The organism is Aciduliprofundum boonei T469 (assembly GCF_000025665.1).
In the GTDB taxonomy this organism is placed as follows: domain Archaea; phylum Thermoplasmatota; class Thermoplasmata; order Thermoplasmatales; family Aciduliprofundaceae; genus Aciduliprofundum; species Aciduliprofundum boonei.
The window spans coordinates 960,352-976,522 of the sequence record NC_013926.1; the positions used below are offsets into that span (position 1 = coordinate 960,352).

23 protein-coding genes are annotated in these 16,171 nt (G+C 38.8%); 12 read left to right on the forward strand and 11 right to left on the reverse strand.

Translation table 11 applies throughout. The features are described 5' to 3' along the window. Nucleotides 1-7: 7 nt before the first annotated feature. The 5 genes from ABOO_RS05030 to ABOO_RS05050 all read left to right on the forward strand — a co-directional run bounded on the left by ABOO_RS05030 (nucleotide 8) and on the right by ABOO_RS05050 (nucleotide 2,461). A complete protein-coding gene (locus ABOO_RS05030; protein ID WP_008086804.1) occupies nucleotides 8-568 on the forward strand; it encodes a winged helix-turn-helix transcriptional regulator in 561 nt (186 codons plus the stop codon). Then, nucleotides 565-744, forward strand: coding sequence for a hypothetical protein (locus ABOO_RS05035; protein ID WP_048102943.1), 180 nt, complete (start codon nucleotides 565-567; stop codon nucleotides 742-744). The genes ABOO_RS05030 and ABOO_RS05035 overlap by 4 nt, the downstream gene beginning before the upstream one ends. A 60-nt stretch (nucleotides 745-804) precedes the next feature. Then, nucleotides 805-1,350, forward strand: coding sequence for a hypothetical protein (locus ABOO_RS05040; protein WP_012997291.1), 546 nt, complete (start codon nucleotides 805-807; stop codon nucleotides 1,348-1,350). A 26-nt stretch (nucleotides 1,351-1,376) separates the two neighbouring features. Continuing rightward, nucleotides 1,377-2,102: a hypothetical protein gene (locus tag ABOO_RS05045; RefSeq protein ID WP_236614247.1), complete on the forward strand. Its 726-nt coding sequence runs from the start codon at nucleotides 1,377-1,379 to the stop codon at nucleotides 2,100-2,102. Nucleotides 2,103-2,227: 125 nt separating this feature from the next. Continuing rightward, the gene (locus ABOO_RS05050; RefSeq protein WP_008086774.1) at nucleotides 2,228-2,461 is read left to right on the forward strand and encodes a hypothetical protein; all 234 of its coding nucleotides are present in this window, start codon (nucleotides 2,228-2,230) and stop codon (nucleotides 2,459-2,461) included. Between the two features lie 259 nt (nucleotides 2,462-2,720). Here the strand turns inward: ABOO_RS05050 and ABOO_RS05055 are convergent, their stop codons facing one another. The 11 genes from ABOO_RS05055 to ABOO_RS05105 are packed head-to-tail and all read right to left on the reverse strand — an operon-like array spanning nucleotide 2,721 to nucleotide 7,738. After that, a complete protein-coding gene (locus ABOO_RS05055) occupies nucleotides 2,721-3,101 on the reverse strand; it encodes a hypothetical protein (protein WP_008086792.1) in 381 nt (126 codons plus the stop codon). A 2-nt stretch (nucleotides 3,102-3,103) separates the two neighbouring features. Further along, a complete protein-coding gene (locus ABOO_RS05060; RefSeq protein ID WP_008086772.1) occupies nucleotides 3,104-3,304 on the reverse strand; it encodes a hypothetical protein in 201 nt (66 codons plus the stop codon). Nucleotides 3,305-3,307: 3 nt separating this feature from the next. Further along, complete coding sequence (locus tag ABOO_RS05065) at nucleotides 3,308-4,213, reverse strand: PD-(D/E)XK nuclease family protein (protein ID WP_008086781.1); 906 nt, start codon at nucleotides 4,211-4,213, stop codon at nucleotides 3,308-3,310. Then, nucleotides 4,179-4,439, reverse strand: a complete 261-nt coding sequence (locus tag ABOO_RS05070; RefSeq protein ID WP_008086773.1) for a hypothetical protein — start codon at nucleotides 4,437-4,439, stop codon at nucleotides 4,179-4,181. The genes ABOO_RS05065 and ABOO_RS05070 overlap by 35 nt, the downstream gene beginning before the upstream one ends. A 4-nt stretch (nucleotides 4,440-4,443) precedes the next feature. After that, nucleotides 4,444-5,337, reverse strand: a complete 894-nt coding sequence (locus ABOO_RS05075; RefSeq protein WP_008086801.1) for a hypothetical protein — start codon at nucleotides 5,335-5,337, stop codon at nucleotides 4,444-4,446. A gap of 9 nt (nucleotides 5,338-5,346) precedes the next feature. Beyond that, nucleotides 5,347-5,646, reverse strand: coding sequence for a hypothetical protein (locus ABOO_RS05080; protein WP_012997292.1), 300 nt, complete (start codon nucleotides 5,644-5,646; stop codon nucleotides 5,347-5,349). A 14-nt stretch (nucleotides 5,647-5,660) separates the two neighbouring features. Further along, nucleotides 5,661-5,861 (reverse strand): hypothetical protein, encoded by a 201-nt coding sequence (locus ABOO_RS05085; protein ID WP_012997293.1) that lies wholly within the window; start codon nucleotides 5,859-5,861, stop codon nucleotides 5,661-5,663. After that, nucleotides 5,858-6,055, reverse strand: coding sequence for a hypothetical protein (locus ABOO_RS05090; RefSeq protein WP_012997294.1), 198 nt, complete (start codon nucleotides 6,053-6,055; stop codon nucleotides 5,858-5,860). Before ABOO_RS05090 ends, ABOO_RS05085 begins: the two co-directional genes overlap by 4 nt. Further along, nucleotides 6,052-6,243 carry a hypothetical protein gene (locus ABOO_RS05095; RefSeq protein ID WP_012997295.1) on the reverse strand — a complete coding sequence of 64 codons (192 nt, stop codon included), beginning with the start codon at nucleotides 6,241-6,243 and terminating at the stop codon, nucleotides 6,052-6,054. Before ABOO_RS05095 ends, ABOO_RS05090 begins: the two co-directional genes overlap by 4 nt. After that, nucleotides 6,240-6,431 carry a hypothetical protein gene (locus tag ABOO_RS05100; protein WP_012997296.1) on the reverse strand — a complete coding sequence of 64 codons (192 nt, stop codon included), beginning with the start codon at nucleotides 6,429-6,431 and terminating at the stop codon, nucleotides 6,240-6,242. Before ABOO_RS05100 ends, ABOO_RS05095 begins: the two co-directional genes overlap by 4 nt. Further along, entirely contained in the window at nucleotides 6,428-7,738 is a 1,311-nt protein-coding gene (locus ABOO_RS05105) for a hypothetical protein (RefSeq protein WP_012997297.1), read from the reverse strand. The genes ABOO_RS05100 and ABOO_RS05105 overlap by 4 nt, the downstream gene beginning before the upstream one ends. Before the next feature lie 242 nt (nucleotides 7,739-7,980). Between ABOO_RS05105 and ABOO_RS05110 the strand changes: the two genes are divergently transcribed. The 7 genes from ABOO_RS05110 to ABOO_RS05140 all read left to right on the forward strand — a co-directional run bounded on the left by ABOO_RS05110 (nucleotide 7,981) and on the right by ABOO_RS05140 (nucleotide 16,125). Continuing rightward, nucleotides 7,981-10,278 (forward strand): McrB family protein, encoded by a 2,298-nt coding sequence (locus tag ABOO_RS05110; protein WP_012997298.1) that lies wholly within the window; start codon nucleotides 7,981-7,983, stop codon nucleotides 10,276-10,278. A gap of 5 nt (nucleotides 10,279-10,283) precedes the next feature. Beyond that, nucleotides 10,284-11,666, forward strand: a complete 1,383-nt coding sequence (locus tag ABOO_RS05115) for an McrC family protein (protein ID WP_008086670.1) — start codon at nucleotides 10,284-10,286, stop codon at nucleotides 11,664-11,666. 35 nt (nucleotides 11,667-11,701) lie between these two features. Beyond that, a complete protein-coding gene (locus tag ABOO_RS05120) occupies nucleotides 11,702-12,106 on the forward strand; it encodes a hypothetical protein (RefSeq protein ID WP_012997299.1) in 405 nt (134 codons plus the stop codon). Nucleotides 12,107-12,179: 73 nt separating this feature from the next. After that, complete coding sequence (locus ABOO_RS05125) at nucleotides 12,180-12,842, forward strand: hypothetical protein (RefSeq protein ID WP_008086685.1); 663 nt, start codon at nucleotides 12,180-12,182, stop codon at nucleotides 12,840-12,842. Nucleotides 12,843-13,302: 460 nt separating this feature from the next. After that, the gene (locus tag ABOO_RS05130) at nucleotides 13,303-13,794 is read left to right on the forward strand and encodes a hypothetical protein (protein WP_008086697.1); all 492 of its coding nucleotides are present in this window, start codon (nucleotides 13,303-13,305) and stop codon (nucleotides 13,792-13,794) included. Between the two features lie 4 nt (nucleotides 13,795-13,798). Then, a complete protein-coding gene (locus tag ABOO_RS05135) occupies nucleotides 13,799-14,317 on the forward strand; it encodes a hypothetical protein (protein ID WP_012997300.1) in 519 nt (172 codons plus the stop codon). Next, entirely contained in the window at nucleotides 14,317-16,125 is a 1,809-nt protein-coding gene (locus ABOO_RS05140) for a type IV secretory system conjugative DNA transfer family protein (protein WP_012997301.1), read from the forward strand. Before ABOO_RS05135 ends, ABOO_RS05140 begins: the two co-directional genes overlap by 1 nt. Nucleotides 16,126-16,171: the final 46 nt, after the last annotated feature.

A 16,171-nucleotide genomic window follows, 5' to 3' on the forward strand; every position in this document is an offset into this window, starting at 1 on the left:
TTGACATGTGGAAAAAGATAGTATTTGGAAAAAGAAGAACATCGTTCCCCTGTTAACCAGCCTTTTAGATGGAAAGAAGAAAATGAGCGAATTACTGAAGGTGATTCCCAACTACATGACTATAAAAGCTTACATTTCTGAACTTGAAGAAAAAGGATATGTAAAAACTCAAGAAAAGTTTGAAGGAAGAAAAGTTATTTATGTTGAGCTCACAGAGAAGGGGAGGGCTGTAGCAGAGAAATTGAAAGAAGCTGAGGAAGTTATCACAATGACCCCAGAAGAGCTAGAGGCCCAGAGAAAGAGAATCCACTGGATTGTGGACATAAACACCTATGCTGACCATATAACCGCTTATGATATCCACGATGGAAAGAAAGAAACTTTTAACATCTGGCTCAAGCCAAATGGGAAGTATTTGCTTCTCTATTGCGACCGTTGCCATTCTTATGATTGCTACCATATTGATTGGGCCGTGCACGATCCTGTGATAGGCCCAGAGCTCAAGGAAATTGCAGATGAGAAAGGTCTCAAAATCAAATATCTGGAAGATGAGAATGAGGAAGAATGAACATTAAAGCTCTTATCCTCTTTGTTGCTTTATTTCTTCTCTTTCACTCTTTCGCAGCTTGCCTTTTTTGGCTCTGGACAAATGGGTTTGAAGAGGGATTACAATATGGCATTGCAGTACTTCTCGGATTCTGGCTATTTTATGGCTGGATACTCATCCTTGCAGTCAAATCTTGAGTTATCCATTCTCTCACACACCCCGAAAAACATTAATATTTAGAATAGATATTATTACCTATGAGTAATAAACTTCATGAAGAGGTTAAAAAATATATAATTGCAGTGTTGAGACATTATGGTTTTAATGCCCAAATAATAGATTGGGAAATAGATAATCAGCAAAAAATTATTTGCGCTGGTAAGTGCGAGCTTGAGAATCTCTGTAATGATTATGATATAGAAATTGTGATAGATGAAACTGCGGATATAGAGGGAGATATTGAGATACTCTCTGAAACTCAATCTGATTTAAAGTTTATAATTTCTCCAGAGTACAACGAATCTATTTCATTACCAGAGGATATTTATGGAGTACGACCTGAGTCCTTTGAGAATATACTCCGCAGCATTCTAAAAATACCCGAAAATTACGCACCATACACAAATCCAAAGTTAACTAGAGAAATTATAAGAAAATATGGAGAAGAAATTCTATATGAAATTGGAAGAAACCCGCAAGAGATAATGAACACCCCTGAATTCGAGGGTATAGTTACAGAACTTTTAAAAATATACAAAGATACAGATGAATCATTAGCCATAAAATGGCTAAACAAGATCTGAAAGATATTCTAAAAAAGAGATATGAGATGCCAGATGAGGAGTGGGATAAAATTTTAGATGATATAGAGAACTTTAAAAAAGATATGGAAAAAGAAGGATTTCCTCACTTTGTAGATAAAGCAGCAGAAATACTGCTAAGAATTTATTCGACTAATAAGATATTAATTAGAGATATTTCTATTCCTGCTCATACTCCTGAAAATCAGAATATATCACCAATATTAGCCGTATTATTCAAGCTTGGATATATCAAGGAGGTAGAAAGTAAAAGGTATCACACACAAAGAAGATATCTATTTGGAGAGCTCACTCCAAAGGGGTTGAAAACTGCAAAAGCTCTCTCATTAAAAATTTTGAGGGATTTTGAAAGAATTATAGATTGGCAAATTAATCGTTGTGGAAAAATAATAGCTTTTATGATATGTACAGCATTAAATTCTAAAAATGGTAGTGGGGGGAAGGGACTAAAAGTAGATTCTGACTATGTATCAAAAGGAAAATATGAAAATGCACTCCTTTCCGATCTTTTGAAAATATCACCTTCGGGTAGTTTTTATGGGGAATCGAAAGATTTGAAAATACCTTTGAGCATCCAAATCTTTTTAAAATCCTCTATAAAACTGCCTGCAGTAGCTGATGAAATAATGAATGCCATTGTAGAATACTGTTCAGGATTTTTGAGGAAAAACTTGCTTTTGTTAAGCCTGCCCTTCCCTTACCTACTTTTTATATATATTTTGTTCCTCCATTAGTAAATTATATTTGCAAGAGAACTAAAGATTTTGCACTTAGAAAACTAGAGAAAGAGAAAGAAATTATAACTGAGTTAAATGCAATTAACGCTATTTATACCCTTAAGAAAGTCTATCTCTTAAACTTGGAAGGGGGAGCAAATAAAAATGTAACTCTGGAGAATATTCTAAAAATCACTGGAGTAAGTAAAGAGTACCTACAAAATATAGCAGATGAGCTATATGAAAGAGGTATAACAAGCAAGCTCATGGATAAAACTCCATACTTAGAGGTTTTTGATGATCATGAATTTAAAGAATATCTGATAGAGAGATTAAAAGATGTAGAAGAGAAGATAGTGAAATTATGTAGCTACTGATCTCACTTACTTGTAGCTTCTTATTTTTTATTTTGTATTGTACCATAGTGTGAAGGTATAGCGCACAATGGGAAGTTTAGAGTGTTAAGAACTGGTAACCTGTTTAGAAGGCTTTACAATAACAAACTATGAAAAGCTGTTCCTATTGTTCTTAATGAAGAAGCAAAGGAATTTCAACAGAAAAAGAGTTCTAATGGAGTATTGAAATTCATCCAAAATTCTCACTCAGCGTTTTTTTACCCTTAAAGGTGTAATTACATTACCTTTCCATAGAAATGCTGATATCGGGCAAATTTTCCTTCAAAGAGGACAAAATAGGGGTATTTTTCGCAACCCTTAGAGATGGATTTTTACCCCGAAAACCTCCCCGATTGTAGTCATAACCTCCAAGGTGTAAGAGCCATTCCCAAGCTTCTTTCCTCGCACCTTCCACTTCCTCTCTGGGAATTTTGGAAAATGCGTATTTTAATTGCTTTCTGGAGAACCCTATGCCCTTCCTCTTGTGCAGGTAATCAACTATAAAGCAAAGAGATAGGTATTCGCTCCAATGCGTGATTGAGGATAATTCCCTGCTCATTCTGGGTAGAGTGTAATCGTTCTTCCACATCTGCCAAACCTTCTTCTCAAGGGTTCTCCACATCCTTACATCTCCATCTCATACTCCCTGTCAATCTCTCTTTTCTGTTTTACATTTTCAGCCAGAGAGGTTAAACCTGACATCCAAGGCATTTCTCTTTTCACCATATCGTAGGATGATAGTGTTTTCGCTGCGTTTATGAATTCATCAAGTTCTTTATCGTCCAGAGATTGTAGCCATTCTTCCCACTCGCTTATCCTCGCCATTTCTCACACCTCCATCTCCATATCCTTGCTTTTCTCAACATGTGCCCCTTGAACCTGATTGCTCATCATCCTGTTCATCTGGTTGCCTTCCTTGACTTCTTCCTTGTCTTTCTGCATACACATGTCCTTATACCTGCAATAATCACACATCCACTTTTGAAAGTTCTCCTTGTCCAATTCCTCTGGATTTAATCCATACACCTTGTAGTATGTCTTCAACTTCTCCAAGCTCTCATCTAAATTCCTTCCCTTGTAGCCCCTGTTCAACTCTGTAAGCATATCGTACCCGTGCTGGAGAAGAACCTTTGTGAGCTTAGGTTCTGGTTTAACGGGAACTTCTATCATCTCCAACTCATCCACGCTTTGTTTGTTTCCTCTCCGATTAAATGACATCCTGCTCTTGTTGATATAAACCACCTGCATGTCATTTACCTTTATCCCGTTCCTCTCTAAGAGATGTTTGTAAATGTTCATCTGGTATTTGTGCTGGAGCTTTGGTTCTCCCTCGTTCCTGATTTTCAAGAATGCGTATGGATTAGAGGTTTTAAAATCGTAAAGAGTTCTATTCTTGGGGTCATAGATTGAAAGAACATCTATGTGTCCCACAACCTTGTAATCCTTTCCCAGAGGAGCCGAATACTCGCTCTCCATTACATGCATGTTCGGGTAGTATTTCTGCAACAAGTCCTCAAAGTATTCGTGGAGCATAGTCCCGTGCATTAGCGTGGATATTCCTGCCCTGTCTGGTTTTATCTCTGGATTTCTCCGGGAATAGATGAATTTCCTTTCGCATATTCCCGATATTTCCGTTGAGGTTATCATGTTATTGCGTAGTTTTTCGTATCTCTCCCTCTGCTTCTTTGCGTATTCTTCCTCAACTGCCTTCGCTATCATCTCTGCGAGTCCCATTCTCACTCATCCCCTTCTTAAAATAGTGAGTTTCCAAGATGTCCAAAACCTCAACCTCATCGAAATCGTGTTCGTTGATTAGTTTATCCCTCGCCAATTTCTCTATGTCATCGTAATAGAGGAACATCAAGCCCTCGATTTTCTTGTTCCTGCCTTTGTATTTTCCCTTATACACTATCGTCAAAAAATCCCCGTCTTTCTCATCATCTAAAACTACTCCTTCCACTCTCTCACGCTCCTATCTCTATCTCGTTTCCTCTCTGGGCTTTCATCTGGGCTTTTCCTTCCACAACTTCCTCGTATTCCCTGCCGTCCAGAATTTCTTTTAACTGCTCCCACTTCATACTCCTTGGAACTACTCCCGCTTCCTTCATGGCACTCAATCCATAGCCGTAGTTGTAGAGCATTCTTATCGTCCTTGTTTTGTTCTCATCCTTTCTCGGAATGGCCAATATGTAGTTCTTCTTGTCAATATCTGCTTCTCCCTTTCCTGCGTGGAATATAACCATCGGTGGCTCTACATACTTGGTATCCTTGTCCAGCATTCCGTTCTCTTTGAGAGTTTTTACAAGGGCTGTGTGGTGGCAAGTGCCTTTCCTCTTGAACAATTCACAATCACACTTCAAATCGTTTAACTTCCCAGATACTCTATGCTCTCCAGATTTGCCCAAAACAACCACATCTATGTGCTGCATGTTCTCTATCTCTTTCCTCAAATCCTTTATTTCTCTAATGAGCTGATTTCTCTTTCCTGCCATGTATGACTTGATGAAATCCTCGGTGGTAGCGCTAATCGGAATATTCGGATAGTCCCTTCCTCTAACTTCGGCAATGTAAGAATGCGTGAAATCTCTCCATTCGGGCAACTTTTCTTCGGGAACATTTATGCTCAACCTCGCAGAGTAATGAGAGCCATCCCCGTTAGGCACTACAAAGAAATCCATCCTCACGCCTTGGGGAACGGGTAAATCTTCCTGCTCCTCAATCCTATCTTTCATCGCCTTGATTTTTTGCCTTATCTCATACTTCTCCTTGTCATTCGCCTCTTTCGGAACTAAGGGCTTATCTTCCCTGTGAAATTCGTAATCGGAATACTCATACCTGTAAAACTTGTTCCATCTCATTTCATCACCTCACACCCAAGCCCAATCGTATGCGTTCGCTACCAAGTTCCAATAATCCTCGTCCAGCTCCAAGTTCTTCTTGTCTATGACTTCCTTTATCCTCTTGTAAAACTCCTTTCCGAAATTCTCCGTGTATTTCGGTAAGGGTATGGAGATTACATTCTTTCTCCAAATCTCGCTATCCCTGATTTTCATACTCGCAATCTTGCCATCCACGAACTCCACTACCAGATACTTGTTGCCATCTTTGATGTATTTTGCCAGAGGAGAAGTGGCTAATCTATCGTAGAATTTGGAGTATATTTCCAAAGCAACGGCGTCCTTTATCGTATAACCACCTCCCTGTTCTCTATCGTCTCCTCAATCATCTTCTCCAGCAAGTCAAGAATCATGTCTATGTCCTCTTTCGTGCTTCCTATCTCCGCAATAATCCCGTCCAGAATGTCCAAGAGTTCCCGCGAAGGTTCATCTATCACTTCGGTTCTCAACCGCATGACCCTCTCTCTCAATCTCCGCAAACTCATTTCTTTCCCTCCTTCTTCTTCTCTCTCTCAACCACGATTTCTATCAAGCCATCTATCGCCTTGCTCACTTCCTCGTCCATCACTTCCAGCTCCGTTATCAAATCTTCCAAGATGTCCAAGAGCATTTGCGTATCCTCGTCGCTTGACATTTTCCCCAGAAAAACTATCTTCCTCTTTACCCTGCCCAAGTTCATAGTTCAACCTCCACTTCGTTGTTCCTGCTCATAACCATCTCTTTGCTCTTTACTTCCATCTCCCTGCTCCTCATCTTCTTCATCTCTGCAATCATTTCTTCCAAGATGTCTAAAATCTCGTATGTTTCCTCGTTCGTTGCCTTTCCCCGAAGGTGCATTATCTTCCTCTCTGCTCTCTCCAAACTCATAACTCAACCTCCCTCTCCTCAACGGGTTTTAGAGAAATGAGTTGAAAGTGCTTGTTTATCTCCCGTGCCGATTTCTCCATATTCATTATGTAATCCTTCGCTTCTTCCTCGCTGTCAAATTCTTTCGTTAGCTTTATGTATCTCCCGTCATAATCTTCCTGCTCCCACTTCGCTACCCACTTGCTCATAACTCTACCTCCACTTCTTTGTGCTGATTTGGAACACTATGCTGGTTTGGAACATTTTGAGCGTGAGCTATTTCTTGGGGTTGCATTCCCGGACCCTTTGGTGCTTCCACTTCCTTGGAGTTCTCCTTCTCCTTTGCCATCTCTTTCTTCGCTTCTTTCATTAGTTTGGCTTCGTATTCTATCCTCTGTCGATCCACTTCGGAGATTGCGTGGTTTATCGCTGGAACTTTCTCCAAGAGTTTCCTAACCGTTCTGTTCGTTTCGTGGAATAGTTTGTTTCCTGCCTTGTCCAAGTCCTCCTCCTTTTGAGCGTTGAGGAAAGTTAAAACATACTCTCCCCTTTTCTGCAATGCGTCTTTCGCTCCCATTCTGGACAAAATGGATATTGAGGTGCTTTCCACAACCGCTTCCTCAAAATTGTTATCGGGCGTCATCATCCTTTCCTTGTGCCTTATTGCGTGTGCCAATTCGTGTATGAGTGTTCCAAGCATGTGATTGTAGCTCTTGCTCCTCACGATTGTTATCTTTCCTTCTTTCATATCGTATTTCCCGTGATATTTCAACTTGTTAGTGTTGCCTATGGTGTAAATCTCCTCTACGGGTATGGGTGAGGAATCCCGTATCATCTCGTAGAATTTTCTATACTCGTTTCCCGTCAGGGTTTTGAACCGCAAATCTGGTAATGGCTTCCCGTGTGTATCGCTCTCTGCATAAACCTTCTCTGGCTTGAAATACATCCTTTCCCCTCTGGGAACTTTGGCAGTCATGTAGCCCCTTTTCAAGTCATAGTAAAGGTTCGTTAATGCTTTCTGATTATCTCCGTAATTCTCCGCTATTGCACCAGCCAAACCCATAGCACTTACCTTGTCCTGCTGCAATAGATTACCCACTTTCTCGTCCAACGCTTTGGCGAATTCCTGCGGAGATTTGGATTTTAGAGCCAATTCCCTTACATCCTTCAATTCCTGCGGTAAGTCCCTTTTCTGATATTCGTAGATAGTTTTTGGATTGGGTCTCCATATCCAGATTGGCTGTGCGTCCTTGTTTATGTGCCTACCCAATTTCTCCCACTTGTAGCGTGGTAAAACTAATTCTCCCGTCTCTGCCAATTCTGGTTTCTGGGAGATTATTAGAAGGGTATTGTAGAGAGAATAGTTGTAGGATAGGTTCTTCACTTTGAGCAAGTCCTGTACCCTCTCAGATTTCGTTAACTCCTTCAGCCCCTCTTTGAACTTGGTGTTGAGGAACTTGCTTACATCGTCATAGTATCGCTTAACCTCCTCCTTCGAGTATCTCATCTTCTTCATTCTAACCATCCCTTCTGGCATTTGTTTCGATGTTCCCGATGTTTTTAGGAGGCCCTATATAAAATTGTCGATGAGCTTGAATGCAGGATTCTCTCTGTGTAGAACACATTCTCCTTGCAATCTCAAATTTTGAACCTCAATTTTTCTTCCTTCAGAATCAACAAAATCAGTATGTGCTAATATTTCTTCGGAGAAAGTATTATAATTAAGTATACTTATTTTCTTCGAAGGAAGGTGATGTTATGGAAAATCAGAAAGTAATTGATGATATAGAAGAAGCAATTGAAAAATTGATGACTCATGAACTTTTTAATGAAGCTTTTCAAAATGAAATGCTACCAAAATTAAATACTTTCAAAAATGATAAAGAGTACGTATATTCTACCTATGGAGAGAAGTTCAGAGATGTTAACTCATTAGATGACAATACCTTAAAAAATCTCATTTCTAATTTCTTAAATAATTCTGAAAATAGACATTGGACCGGAATGCAATGGCAAAAAAATAAAATCATAAAAAATATTGATAAATTAAGAAAAGCTCTTGTATATGCAGTTGAACACCATACTGATGATGATCCCATACCTATGCTCAAAGAATTTGAAAAGGTTCCTGGCATAAGTTATGGTATTTCAACTCCAATCCTACATGTGATGTATCCAGAGAGGTTTTGCCCTCTAAACGAAAAAACTTACAACGCCCTCATAATAACTGGAGTTTATAATACTCTGAATCTTAGTACTACTAATAGGGGTACTCCAAAAAAGGATGGAATTAAAGATTACCCCAAAATTAATGAATTCTCTAAAAAATTAGTTGAAAAAATAAGAGAGAAATATAATTTAGATGAAACTTTTAGTTTGTGGGAAGTGGACGCATTGTGGCACTTTATAAATGAGGCTAAGAAGAAGAGCGCTTCCGGCTGCTATTTGGAAATTATCAAGGTTCCTCGTAAAAGAGCCACTATAGATGTTTATAAAGAGACACTCATAGGAAAATATTTGTGGTGTCCAAACACAAAAGAGTATGTAAATGGTGAAAAGGGAGTTATGGAGAAAGTTAAGCCTGAGGACATTATAATCCATGATTGGGATGGTATAATATACGGGTATTCAATAGTAGAGAAAGAGCCTGAAAGTGTCTCTAAGGAAGATTTGATAAAAATTTTTGAAAATGAGAGGTTTCTAAACGACAGTTATAAAGAAGCTATTGAAAAATATACATCTAAAAATATCAAAGGATTTTACATCGTTAAACTTAAGAATTTCAGTAGATTTGAGAAAGAATTTAGGTATTCTGAGGTTGAGGGATTACCAGAACAACAGAATTTACAACGTTTAAGGGGAAAATATTTACTGGAGCTTGATAAGGATGTATGTGAATATTTTGGAATAATGCAAGATGGGCCACCTAAAGAGATCCAATTTGAAAAAGAGATAGGAACTCTCTTAAATGCAAAAAATCAGGTTATTCTCTATGGTCCACCCGGCACGGGTAAGACATGGATTGCAAGAAATTATGCCCTAAATGGAGTAGGAGAAAACAACGATCGTGTGGCATTCGTAACATTCCATCCATCCTTTTCATATGAGGATTTCGTAGAGAGCATAAAACCGAATGCTGATGAAGACGAATTGAGATTCAGAATTGAAGAAGGGATATTCAAGAGGATAGCAAGAAATGCGTACAATGCACTTTTAGAGTATGCTGGTGTTCATGTTTCTAAGAGATGGGATGCGAATGGTGAATTGCCCGATTTAGAGGATGAGGAGAGAAACAAAGTAAAAGATGTCCTTGATAAGGAGGATTTTCCAAAATTCTATATCATCATTGATGAGATTAACAGAGGAGATGTAAGCAAGATATTTGGGGAGCTCATAACTTTGCTGGAGAAAGACAAGCGTCTGTTTATGGAAAATGAGATGATAGTAAGACTTCCTTATTCTAAAAAGAAATTCGGTGTGCCTCCGAATCTTTACATCATAGGCACAATGAACACTGCAGATAGGAGCATAGCGCTTATGGATGTGGCTCTGAGGAGAAGATTTGCTTTCTTGGAGATTATGCCCTCATACACCGTTCTTCTTAAATATCTTGGAATATCAAATGTTAATAAAGAAGATGATGCTGTTAAAGAGATAAAGGACTGGAAGGGAGATGATTTAAGAGATATCAAAAAACTTGCAATAAAAGCTTTATACACAATTAACGAAGAAATCAAAAAGAATTACGACAGAGACCACCAGATAGGACATTCTTACTATTTGCAGCTCAAAGATGCAACGACAGAGGATGAGCTTAAGAGCAAACTGAAATATATCTGGCTCTACGAAATTCTACCTTTACTGCAGGAGTACTTCTACGGCTCAAATGAGAACTTAGAGAAAATACTATACCCATGCAATAAGAGTGGGAATGTAGAAAATGATGTTATTGGATGCTATAAGAGAGATATAATGAGAGAGGATAAAAGTTGGAGCGTAGCGAAGTTCTTCGATGCTATAATTAATCATAAAAAGCCCTCAGAAAAAAATGAGTGATACACATGGCCTATTTAGAACTGCTAGAATACAAAGAAAAAGAGCTTGAAATAGTCAAAGAGAAACTCTGGGATGGTGGGAAAAATACCATTGGTGATAGAACTTTAGATTTGCTCAAAGAGGTGAATGAGAAATTTGTAGATGAGGAAACAGGTACAAAGAAAGAGTTTCTAGACATCCGAGAATACTCCGAAAAGAGAAAAGTAAAAATTAAAGCCAAAAACTGGGTTGGATTGGTTAGCATAAATGACTGGACCATGGAAATTTTGCCTAAATTTATTTATAATCTCAAAGAAGAGGAAGACTTAAAAAATAATCGAGATGGAATAATAAAGAACCTCGTGAAAATGTTGCAGATTGCATGGAACTTGCCAATAAGAGACGTGGATATATCCTCACTAAAGATAGGAGAAAATTCCATATTTGAGGTATTGCTCACCATTTATTCAATAAAGCTCTTGGATGCCATAAAAGAGGGTTTGTACAAGGAATACATAAGAGTTTCAGATGACTTGCATTATGTAAAGGGACAGATAGATTTTGCAAAGTACTCTCGTAGATGGGAAAGAAGGCATATTATACCCGTGAATTACAACGATAGAAATCCAGACAATTTGATAAATAGAACACTTAAGTATGCAGCATACCTTGCTTCTCTATATACCCGTAATTCCATGAATTTCTCCAATTTAAAAATGGCAGAGAATCTAATGGACTCGGTTTCTCTTGTTCCCGTTAGTGCATCTGAAATCGATTCAATAACCTTTACAAGGTTAAATGAGGGATACAAACCCTTAATCAATCTGGCTAGGGTTATAATTACAAATTTGAGTCCAGAGTTCACTGGAGGAAAAAAGGATGTGTTTGCATTTTTAATCCCTATGGAGAAGGTGTTTGAGAGATTCATAGCCAATTCGATAGTACAGAACAAATCCAAGGTTTTGGGAAATGATTGTAAAAGTTGTGAAGTATATGTCCAAGGAGCAGATCAAAAAAAGCATCTTCTTAAAGGGAGCAGATTCATGTTAATACCTGATATAATGATAAAAATAAATGGCAAAAGGTACATCATAGATACCAAGTACAAGCTTTTGGATACAGAGGATGAGAAAAAGTATGGTGTATCACAAAGTGATGTTTATCAGATGCTTGCCTATGCTTATGCCTATGATACACCTAAAATTATGTTATTGTACCCAAAGGGTGTTGGTGATTTTGATAAGAAAGAATGGGAGTTTGAAAACATAAATTCTAAATTAGCAGGAAAAAAGTTGATAATAGAAACAATAGATTTAATGAAATATGATTTAGTAAAGGAGTATGATAAATTCTTGGAGGAGCTTAATAAGAAAATAGATGAACTTACCAAGAAAGAAAATACTTCGTAACAAAGCTTTTATTTCCTCGAACATAGTAATAGAATATGACTTTGCATATTATGTACAATCATAAATGTCCAAAATGCGGTGCTTATTATATCCCCTACGATGAGGATGTACCTTGTCCAAATTGCGGCTATGTGGAGAAAGATAGAGTTGATTTTATACCAAGAGCCGTGGAATCGTTGAAATTCAACTATGAGGCTTATGGATCATACATACCATTCGCATGGTGGATTAGCTCACTTGGAGATTACATCATGGATATTCTTTTCTCAATGTTCCAAGATTATGAAGATTCTGGAGCTGAGGATTTTAGCAAGTTTGCCAGAGAATTTTTATCAAAAATAAATTGGAGAGATAACAAGTACATGGAAGAACACATTTACAATATTGCTCTGCGCGTTTATGAAGAACTAGAGAAGGGAAAAGAATCAACAACTCTTTAGTTTACTACAACAAAAATACTTCGTGAGAAGCTTTTTATTCGCCCCTTCTCTAACTTTCATGGAGGTAAGAAATATGGGTAAGGAATTAGATGAGAAGGATGCGGATGCGTTTCTCGGTGCAGGCTGGGAAGATGTGAGATACAAGGTGCCAAAAGGCAAATTTAGAGTTGCTCTGATAGATATGTTTGACTACACTACCACTATAATTGGAGATTTTGATGATGAAAGCTCTGCAAAAAAGTATGTGCTTGATAATGAAGATTTGCTTGGGGGTTACGAAAGCTTGGTTATCTACAATGATGAGGGCAAGCTCGTGTACGATTCTGATTGGAGAGAGGAGAAAGTAGATGATGAAACTTTGAATAAATTCATAAAAATGGTGCGTGATGAACTTGGTAGCAAGGGATATGAAGAGTATGTCAAATCCTCATTGTTGATATCGGATAAGAGCGTGAAATCCATGGATGATATAACCAAAACGGCACTTGAGGTGGATGGCACCGTCCAAGACAAGCTCAAAAACCTGTTTTTCATCCAAGCTTTTATGGGGTTGGTGAATGTGGAGCTTGGAGCTTTCATAAAATCGGCAGGAATGGAGATAGAGGCAGGCGGGTTCAAGGATCCAAAGGAGGTATACGAGCACATAGGAGATGTGGACGAGCTCACGGATGATGTGATATCCCTCGTATCCCTCGCTGGGCTCAAGTTCGGATACGACTTCAAGCATGGCAACTGAAGAGAGAAAGAATGCACATCCTCTACACTGCAAAGTCCTTTACTTTTTCTCTTTTTTACTTCAACGGGAAATGTAATAAATGATGTACATCCCTAAAATGCCGTGTAAATCTTATTCTCCTCGCAATTCAACGCAAATCTTGGACATTCCCTTATTATTTATAATAAATATATAGCAAGATAAGGAGATGTCCAAAAATAGAGGGGACTTGCATAAAAAATGAGTGAATTACACGATTTCTTGAATGTTCAAAATGGGCAAAATTCCTTACTGGCATGTTCAAAAATGTGGAAGTTTTTCATGGAGAGAATGGATTCAAAAGGAAATTCTTGATGTACATAATTTGAGGTTCAAATTCTCAAATTGAAAAGAGAAGTAGTGTAGAACAGGGAAAATTGAATGTTGCTAGACATAGACAATTTTAAATAGGGGTTCTAAAGAGAGAGAAGAGGTGATGAAAATGGAAGCGGGGCACGAACAAGCACATCTTCATATTGTACTGAGCAGCAAGTTGAAAGAGGATTTAGACACCATTGCGAGAATGAAGAACACCAGCACGAATAAGATTGTGAGAGAGGCATTGAAGCTCTATGTGCAAGAGGAGTTCTACAAGAAGGCGGGGTACATATCGAACATAGATAAGATGGTGGGCATGGCAGTGGCAACGGAGCTTTATCCAGAGCTGGAGGAGATAAAGAACAGGCTGGACATGATTGCGGATTTTGTCCAGACACAGAGCTCACAGGTTGAAGAGTCTCCGGCTAAAGAAGAGAAGAAAGAAAAAATAGATTTTCCAAGGGTACCGGGACTGCACTACAAGGTGGATGGAAACAATGTAATCTATGAGGACGGCTCAATCTACAATCTTTACCTTGGAGCTTGGCTGGTGACGAAAGAGGAAGTTGCCAAGTGGAAAAGGAAGAAGGAAAGAGAAAGGAATTTGCTGGGGTGAGAAAATGATAACCAAAACGAAATTCTCAACAGGCAAGGATGCCGCGATAAAGTTGGCAAGGTACATAGAGAGAGGAATGAGCAATAACAGAGTTTATACAAGGTTATACTACGAATTTAAACCTGCGAATGATAGAGATTTAAAAGAGTTCGTGGAGGTTTCACGGGGAGCAGATGAGGACGTCCCTGCTGTCAGGCACATGATTATTGCACCAGAGAGGTTCTACGATGAAAGGCAACTGCATTATTTAGTTATGAAAACATTACACGACTGGAGAATAGAGTCCAGAAACTATGGAATTAGATTTCTTTGGGGATTGCATTACAACACGGAGCATCCTCACAGCCACATAGGAATGGTATCTCCATACTCAGAGGAGTTAGTCATGGAAAGGGAGGATCTGAAAGAATTCAACAAGATTGTGGAGGAAGTGTTTGGAGAGAAGCTCAAGAGCGAGAAGAAAATAGAGGAGGAGATGGAAAGAGAGATAAAAGAAGCGGAGGAGTTTGAGGTTGGAGTATAATGCAGAGAACTGCATTGAGCCCAGAGAGCATACACGAAGCAGAGCAGAGAAGGAAGGAAAGAGAGGAAAAGAGGTTAATTCTCTTTGTAGTCATAGGTTTATTGTTCTTCTTTCCACCCCTGTTCCTGCTCCCCTACATAATAGATTTCCTGCGTAGGAAAGATTACTCAAAAATACCCGTAAAGAGAGTTTTTGATAAAAGAAGATTGTGGAGTTTTTCCTTCCTGCTCACTTCTTACTCTCTTTCTTACTTTCTTATCTTTCCTTTCTATGCGAGTTTGAAAAGGAACATACTCCCCTTCTGGAAACCATTTTTTTCATACCCGTTCTCCGAGTTTTTGGTGTATCCTCACTTCTCCCTTTACTCTAATCTTTACCTGTTCATCCTATACGGGTTGATAGTGCCGATAGTCATAAGCATTCCCCTTGCGGTAGTGTTGAAAAAGAAATACAGGTTGAGGATACCACCAGATAGTTTAGTAATCCCCACCAAGCAAGGAAACATCGTGATAGAGAAGTATAACACGGGAATTATGGTTGTGGGTGCTCCCGGTTCTGGTAAAACGGAATTGATTAAACAAGTAATCTATCAATTCCCGCAAAAGAGAGATTATGTTTGGGTAATTTTCGATCCCAAGGGAGATTATTACGAAGCGTTTGGAACGGAAAGAGACATAACTTTGAGCGTGAATGGTTCTTCTTATGCGTGGAACATATTTTGGGAGATAGACCCCGATAGAGCTACAACGGATGTTATAGAAATAGCCAAAGAGATATTTCCAATTGAAGAAAGAGGAGGAGAGGATAAGTTTTGGGTAGTGACTTCCCAGCAACTCTTATCTGCCTTCATACTCACATTTTACAGACAGGCATTACAGACATACACGAAGTATTTCTCTGGTAAAGTGGATAGGGAGAGATTAAAAGAGTTCCTGCCCACGAACGAGGATTTCATGGATTTCATAAACCAGCTCACCATAGAACAAGCGTATAACCTCTTAGTCAATCAGGAAGATTTGAGGAGCGTTGCCGAATACATCAATCCACAAGCGATGAAACAGGCAAGTGGTGTGTGGAGCAATTTCTATTCCCGCATAAATGAGATATTCATAGGAGATTTCTACAAGACGGCAGGAAAGAGACAGATGAGCATAAGGGATTACATAGAAAATCCACAGGGTAGAAAGTTGTTCATAGAGTATAATGTGGAAACGGGAGAAGCCGTTGCACCGATATTTAGATTGCTGGTTGATAGAGCGATAAAGTATTCCTTTGCCAGAGAAAATCAGTATAATAGGATAGGAGAGCCAAGAAAGAAATACTTTGTTATAGATGAGTTCCAATTGATACCCAAGTTGAAAAGGTATCAGGAATTGGTGAATTTTGGACGCTCTTACTACATAACCTCAATCATAGGAATACAGAGCATAGCACAGGTGATAGAGAAATACGGGAAGGATTCCGCAAATGCGGTAGTTGCCGGACACGCCTATTTGTTTGCCCTCCGTGCCTACGATAGTGCCTCCTCTCAATTGATACGCTCAAGGATTGGAAAGAAACAGGTATGGCAGAGAGAACCCCAGCACATACAGGTTCAAGGCAGAGGAGTTTATGTTGCCGATAAGTATTCCACAACGGAGTATTTCCCGATTAGTGAGGAGCATTTGAGAACCATGCCCGTTGGACAATGTATAATCGTCACTCCCGACGGATTTAGAGAAGTCAATCTCTACACTTTCCAGCAGGGTAAAAGGATAATTGCGGAATTGTTGAAAATGTATAATCTTGGTTATTCTTCTCTCCTTTGAAAACTTCGTGAGCATGTTTTTATACTCTAACTACAAACTCTTCTGT

Excerpts from the sequence above, each read along its gene's own strand:
- ABOO_RS05135 (WP_012997300.1), top strand. The coding sequence starts at position 13,799 with ATGATAACCAAAACGAAATTCTCAACAGGCAAGGATGCCGCGATAAAG.
- ABOO_RS05065 (WP_008086781.1), bottom strand. The coding sequence starts at position 4,213 with ATGGGACTCGCAGAGATGATAGCGAAGGCAGTTGAGGAAGAATACGCA.
- ABOO_RS05115 (WP_008086670.1), top strand. The coding sequence starts at position 10,284 with ATGGCCTATTTAGAACTGCTAGAATACAAAGAAAAAGAGCTTGAAATA.
- ABOO_RS05125 (WP_008086685.1), top strand. The coding sequence starts at position 12,180 with ATGGGTAAGGAATTAGATGAGAAGGATGCGGATGCGTTTCTCGGTGCA.
- ABOO_RS05105 (WP_012997297.1), bottom strand. The coding sequence starts at position 7,738 with ATGAAGAAGATGAGATACTCGAAGGAGGAGGTTAAGCGATACTATGAC.
- ABOO_RS05100 (WP_012997296.1), bottom strand. The coding sequence starts at position 6,431 with ATGAGCAAGTGGGTAGCGAAGTGGGAGCAGGAAGATTATGACGGGAGA.
- ABOO_RS05040 (WP_012997291.1), top strand. The coding sequence starts at position 805 with ATGAGTAATAAACTTCATGAAGAGGTTAAAAAATATATAATTGCAGTG.
- ABOO_RS05060 (WP_008086772.1), bottom strand. The coding sequence starts at position 3,304 with ATGGCGAGGATAAGCGAGTGGGAAGAATGGCTACAATCTCTGGACGAT.
- ABOO_RS05085 (WP_012997293.1), bottom strand. The coding sequence starts at position 5,861 with ATGAGTTTGCGGAGATTGAGAGAGAGGGTCATGCGGTTGAGAACCGAA.
- ABOO_RS05055 (WP_008086792.1), bottom strand. The coding sequence starts at position 3,101 with ATGTGGAGAACCCTTGAGAAGAAGGTTTGGCAGATGTGGAAGAACGAT.
- ABOO_RS05035 (WP_048102943.1), top strand. The coding sequence starts at position 565 with ATGAACATTAAAGCTCTTATCCTCTTTGTTGCTTTATTTCTTCTCTTT.
- ABOO_RS05130 (WP_008086697.1), top strand. The coding sequence starts at position 13,303 with ATGGAAGCGGGGCACGAACAAGCACATCTTCATATTGTACTGAGCAGC.
- ABOO_RS05095 (WP_012997295.1), bottom strand. The coding sequence starts at position 6,243 with ATGAGTTTGGAGAGAGCAGAGAGGAAGATAATGCACCTTCGGGGAAAG.
- ABOO_RS05090 (WP_012997294.1), bottom strand. The coding sequence starts at position 6,055 with ATGAACTTGGGCAGGGTAAAGAGGAAGATAGTTTTTCTGGGGAAAATG.
- ABOO_RS05140 (WP_012997301.1), top strand. The coding sequence starts at position 14,317 with ATGCAGAGAACTGCATTGAGCCCAGAGAGCATACACGAAGCAGAGCAG.
- ABOO_RS05110 (WP_012997298.1), top strand. The coding sequence starts at position 7,981 with ATGGAAAATCAGAAAGTAATTGATGATATAGAAGAAGCAATTGAAAAA.
- ABOO_RS05075 (WP_008086801.1), bottom strand. The coding sequence starts at position 5,337 with ATGAGATGGAACAAGTTTTACAGGTATGAGTATTCCGATTACGAATTT.
- ABOO_RS05120 (WP_012997299.1), top strand. The coding sequence starts at position 11,702 with ATGACTTTGCATATTATGTACAATCATAAATGTCCAAAATGCGGTGCT.
- ABOO_RS05045 (WP_236614247.1), top strand. The coding sequence starts at position 1,377 with ATGCCAGATGAGGAGTGGGATAAAATTTTAGATGATATAGAGAACTTT.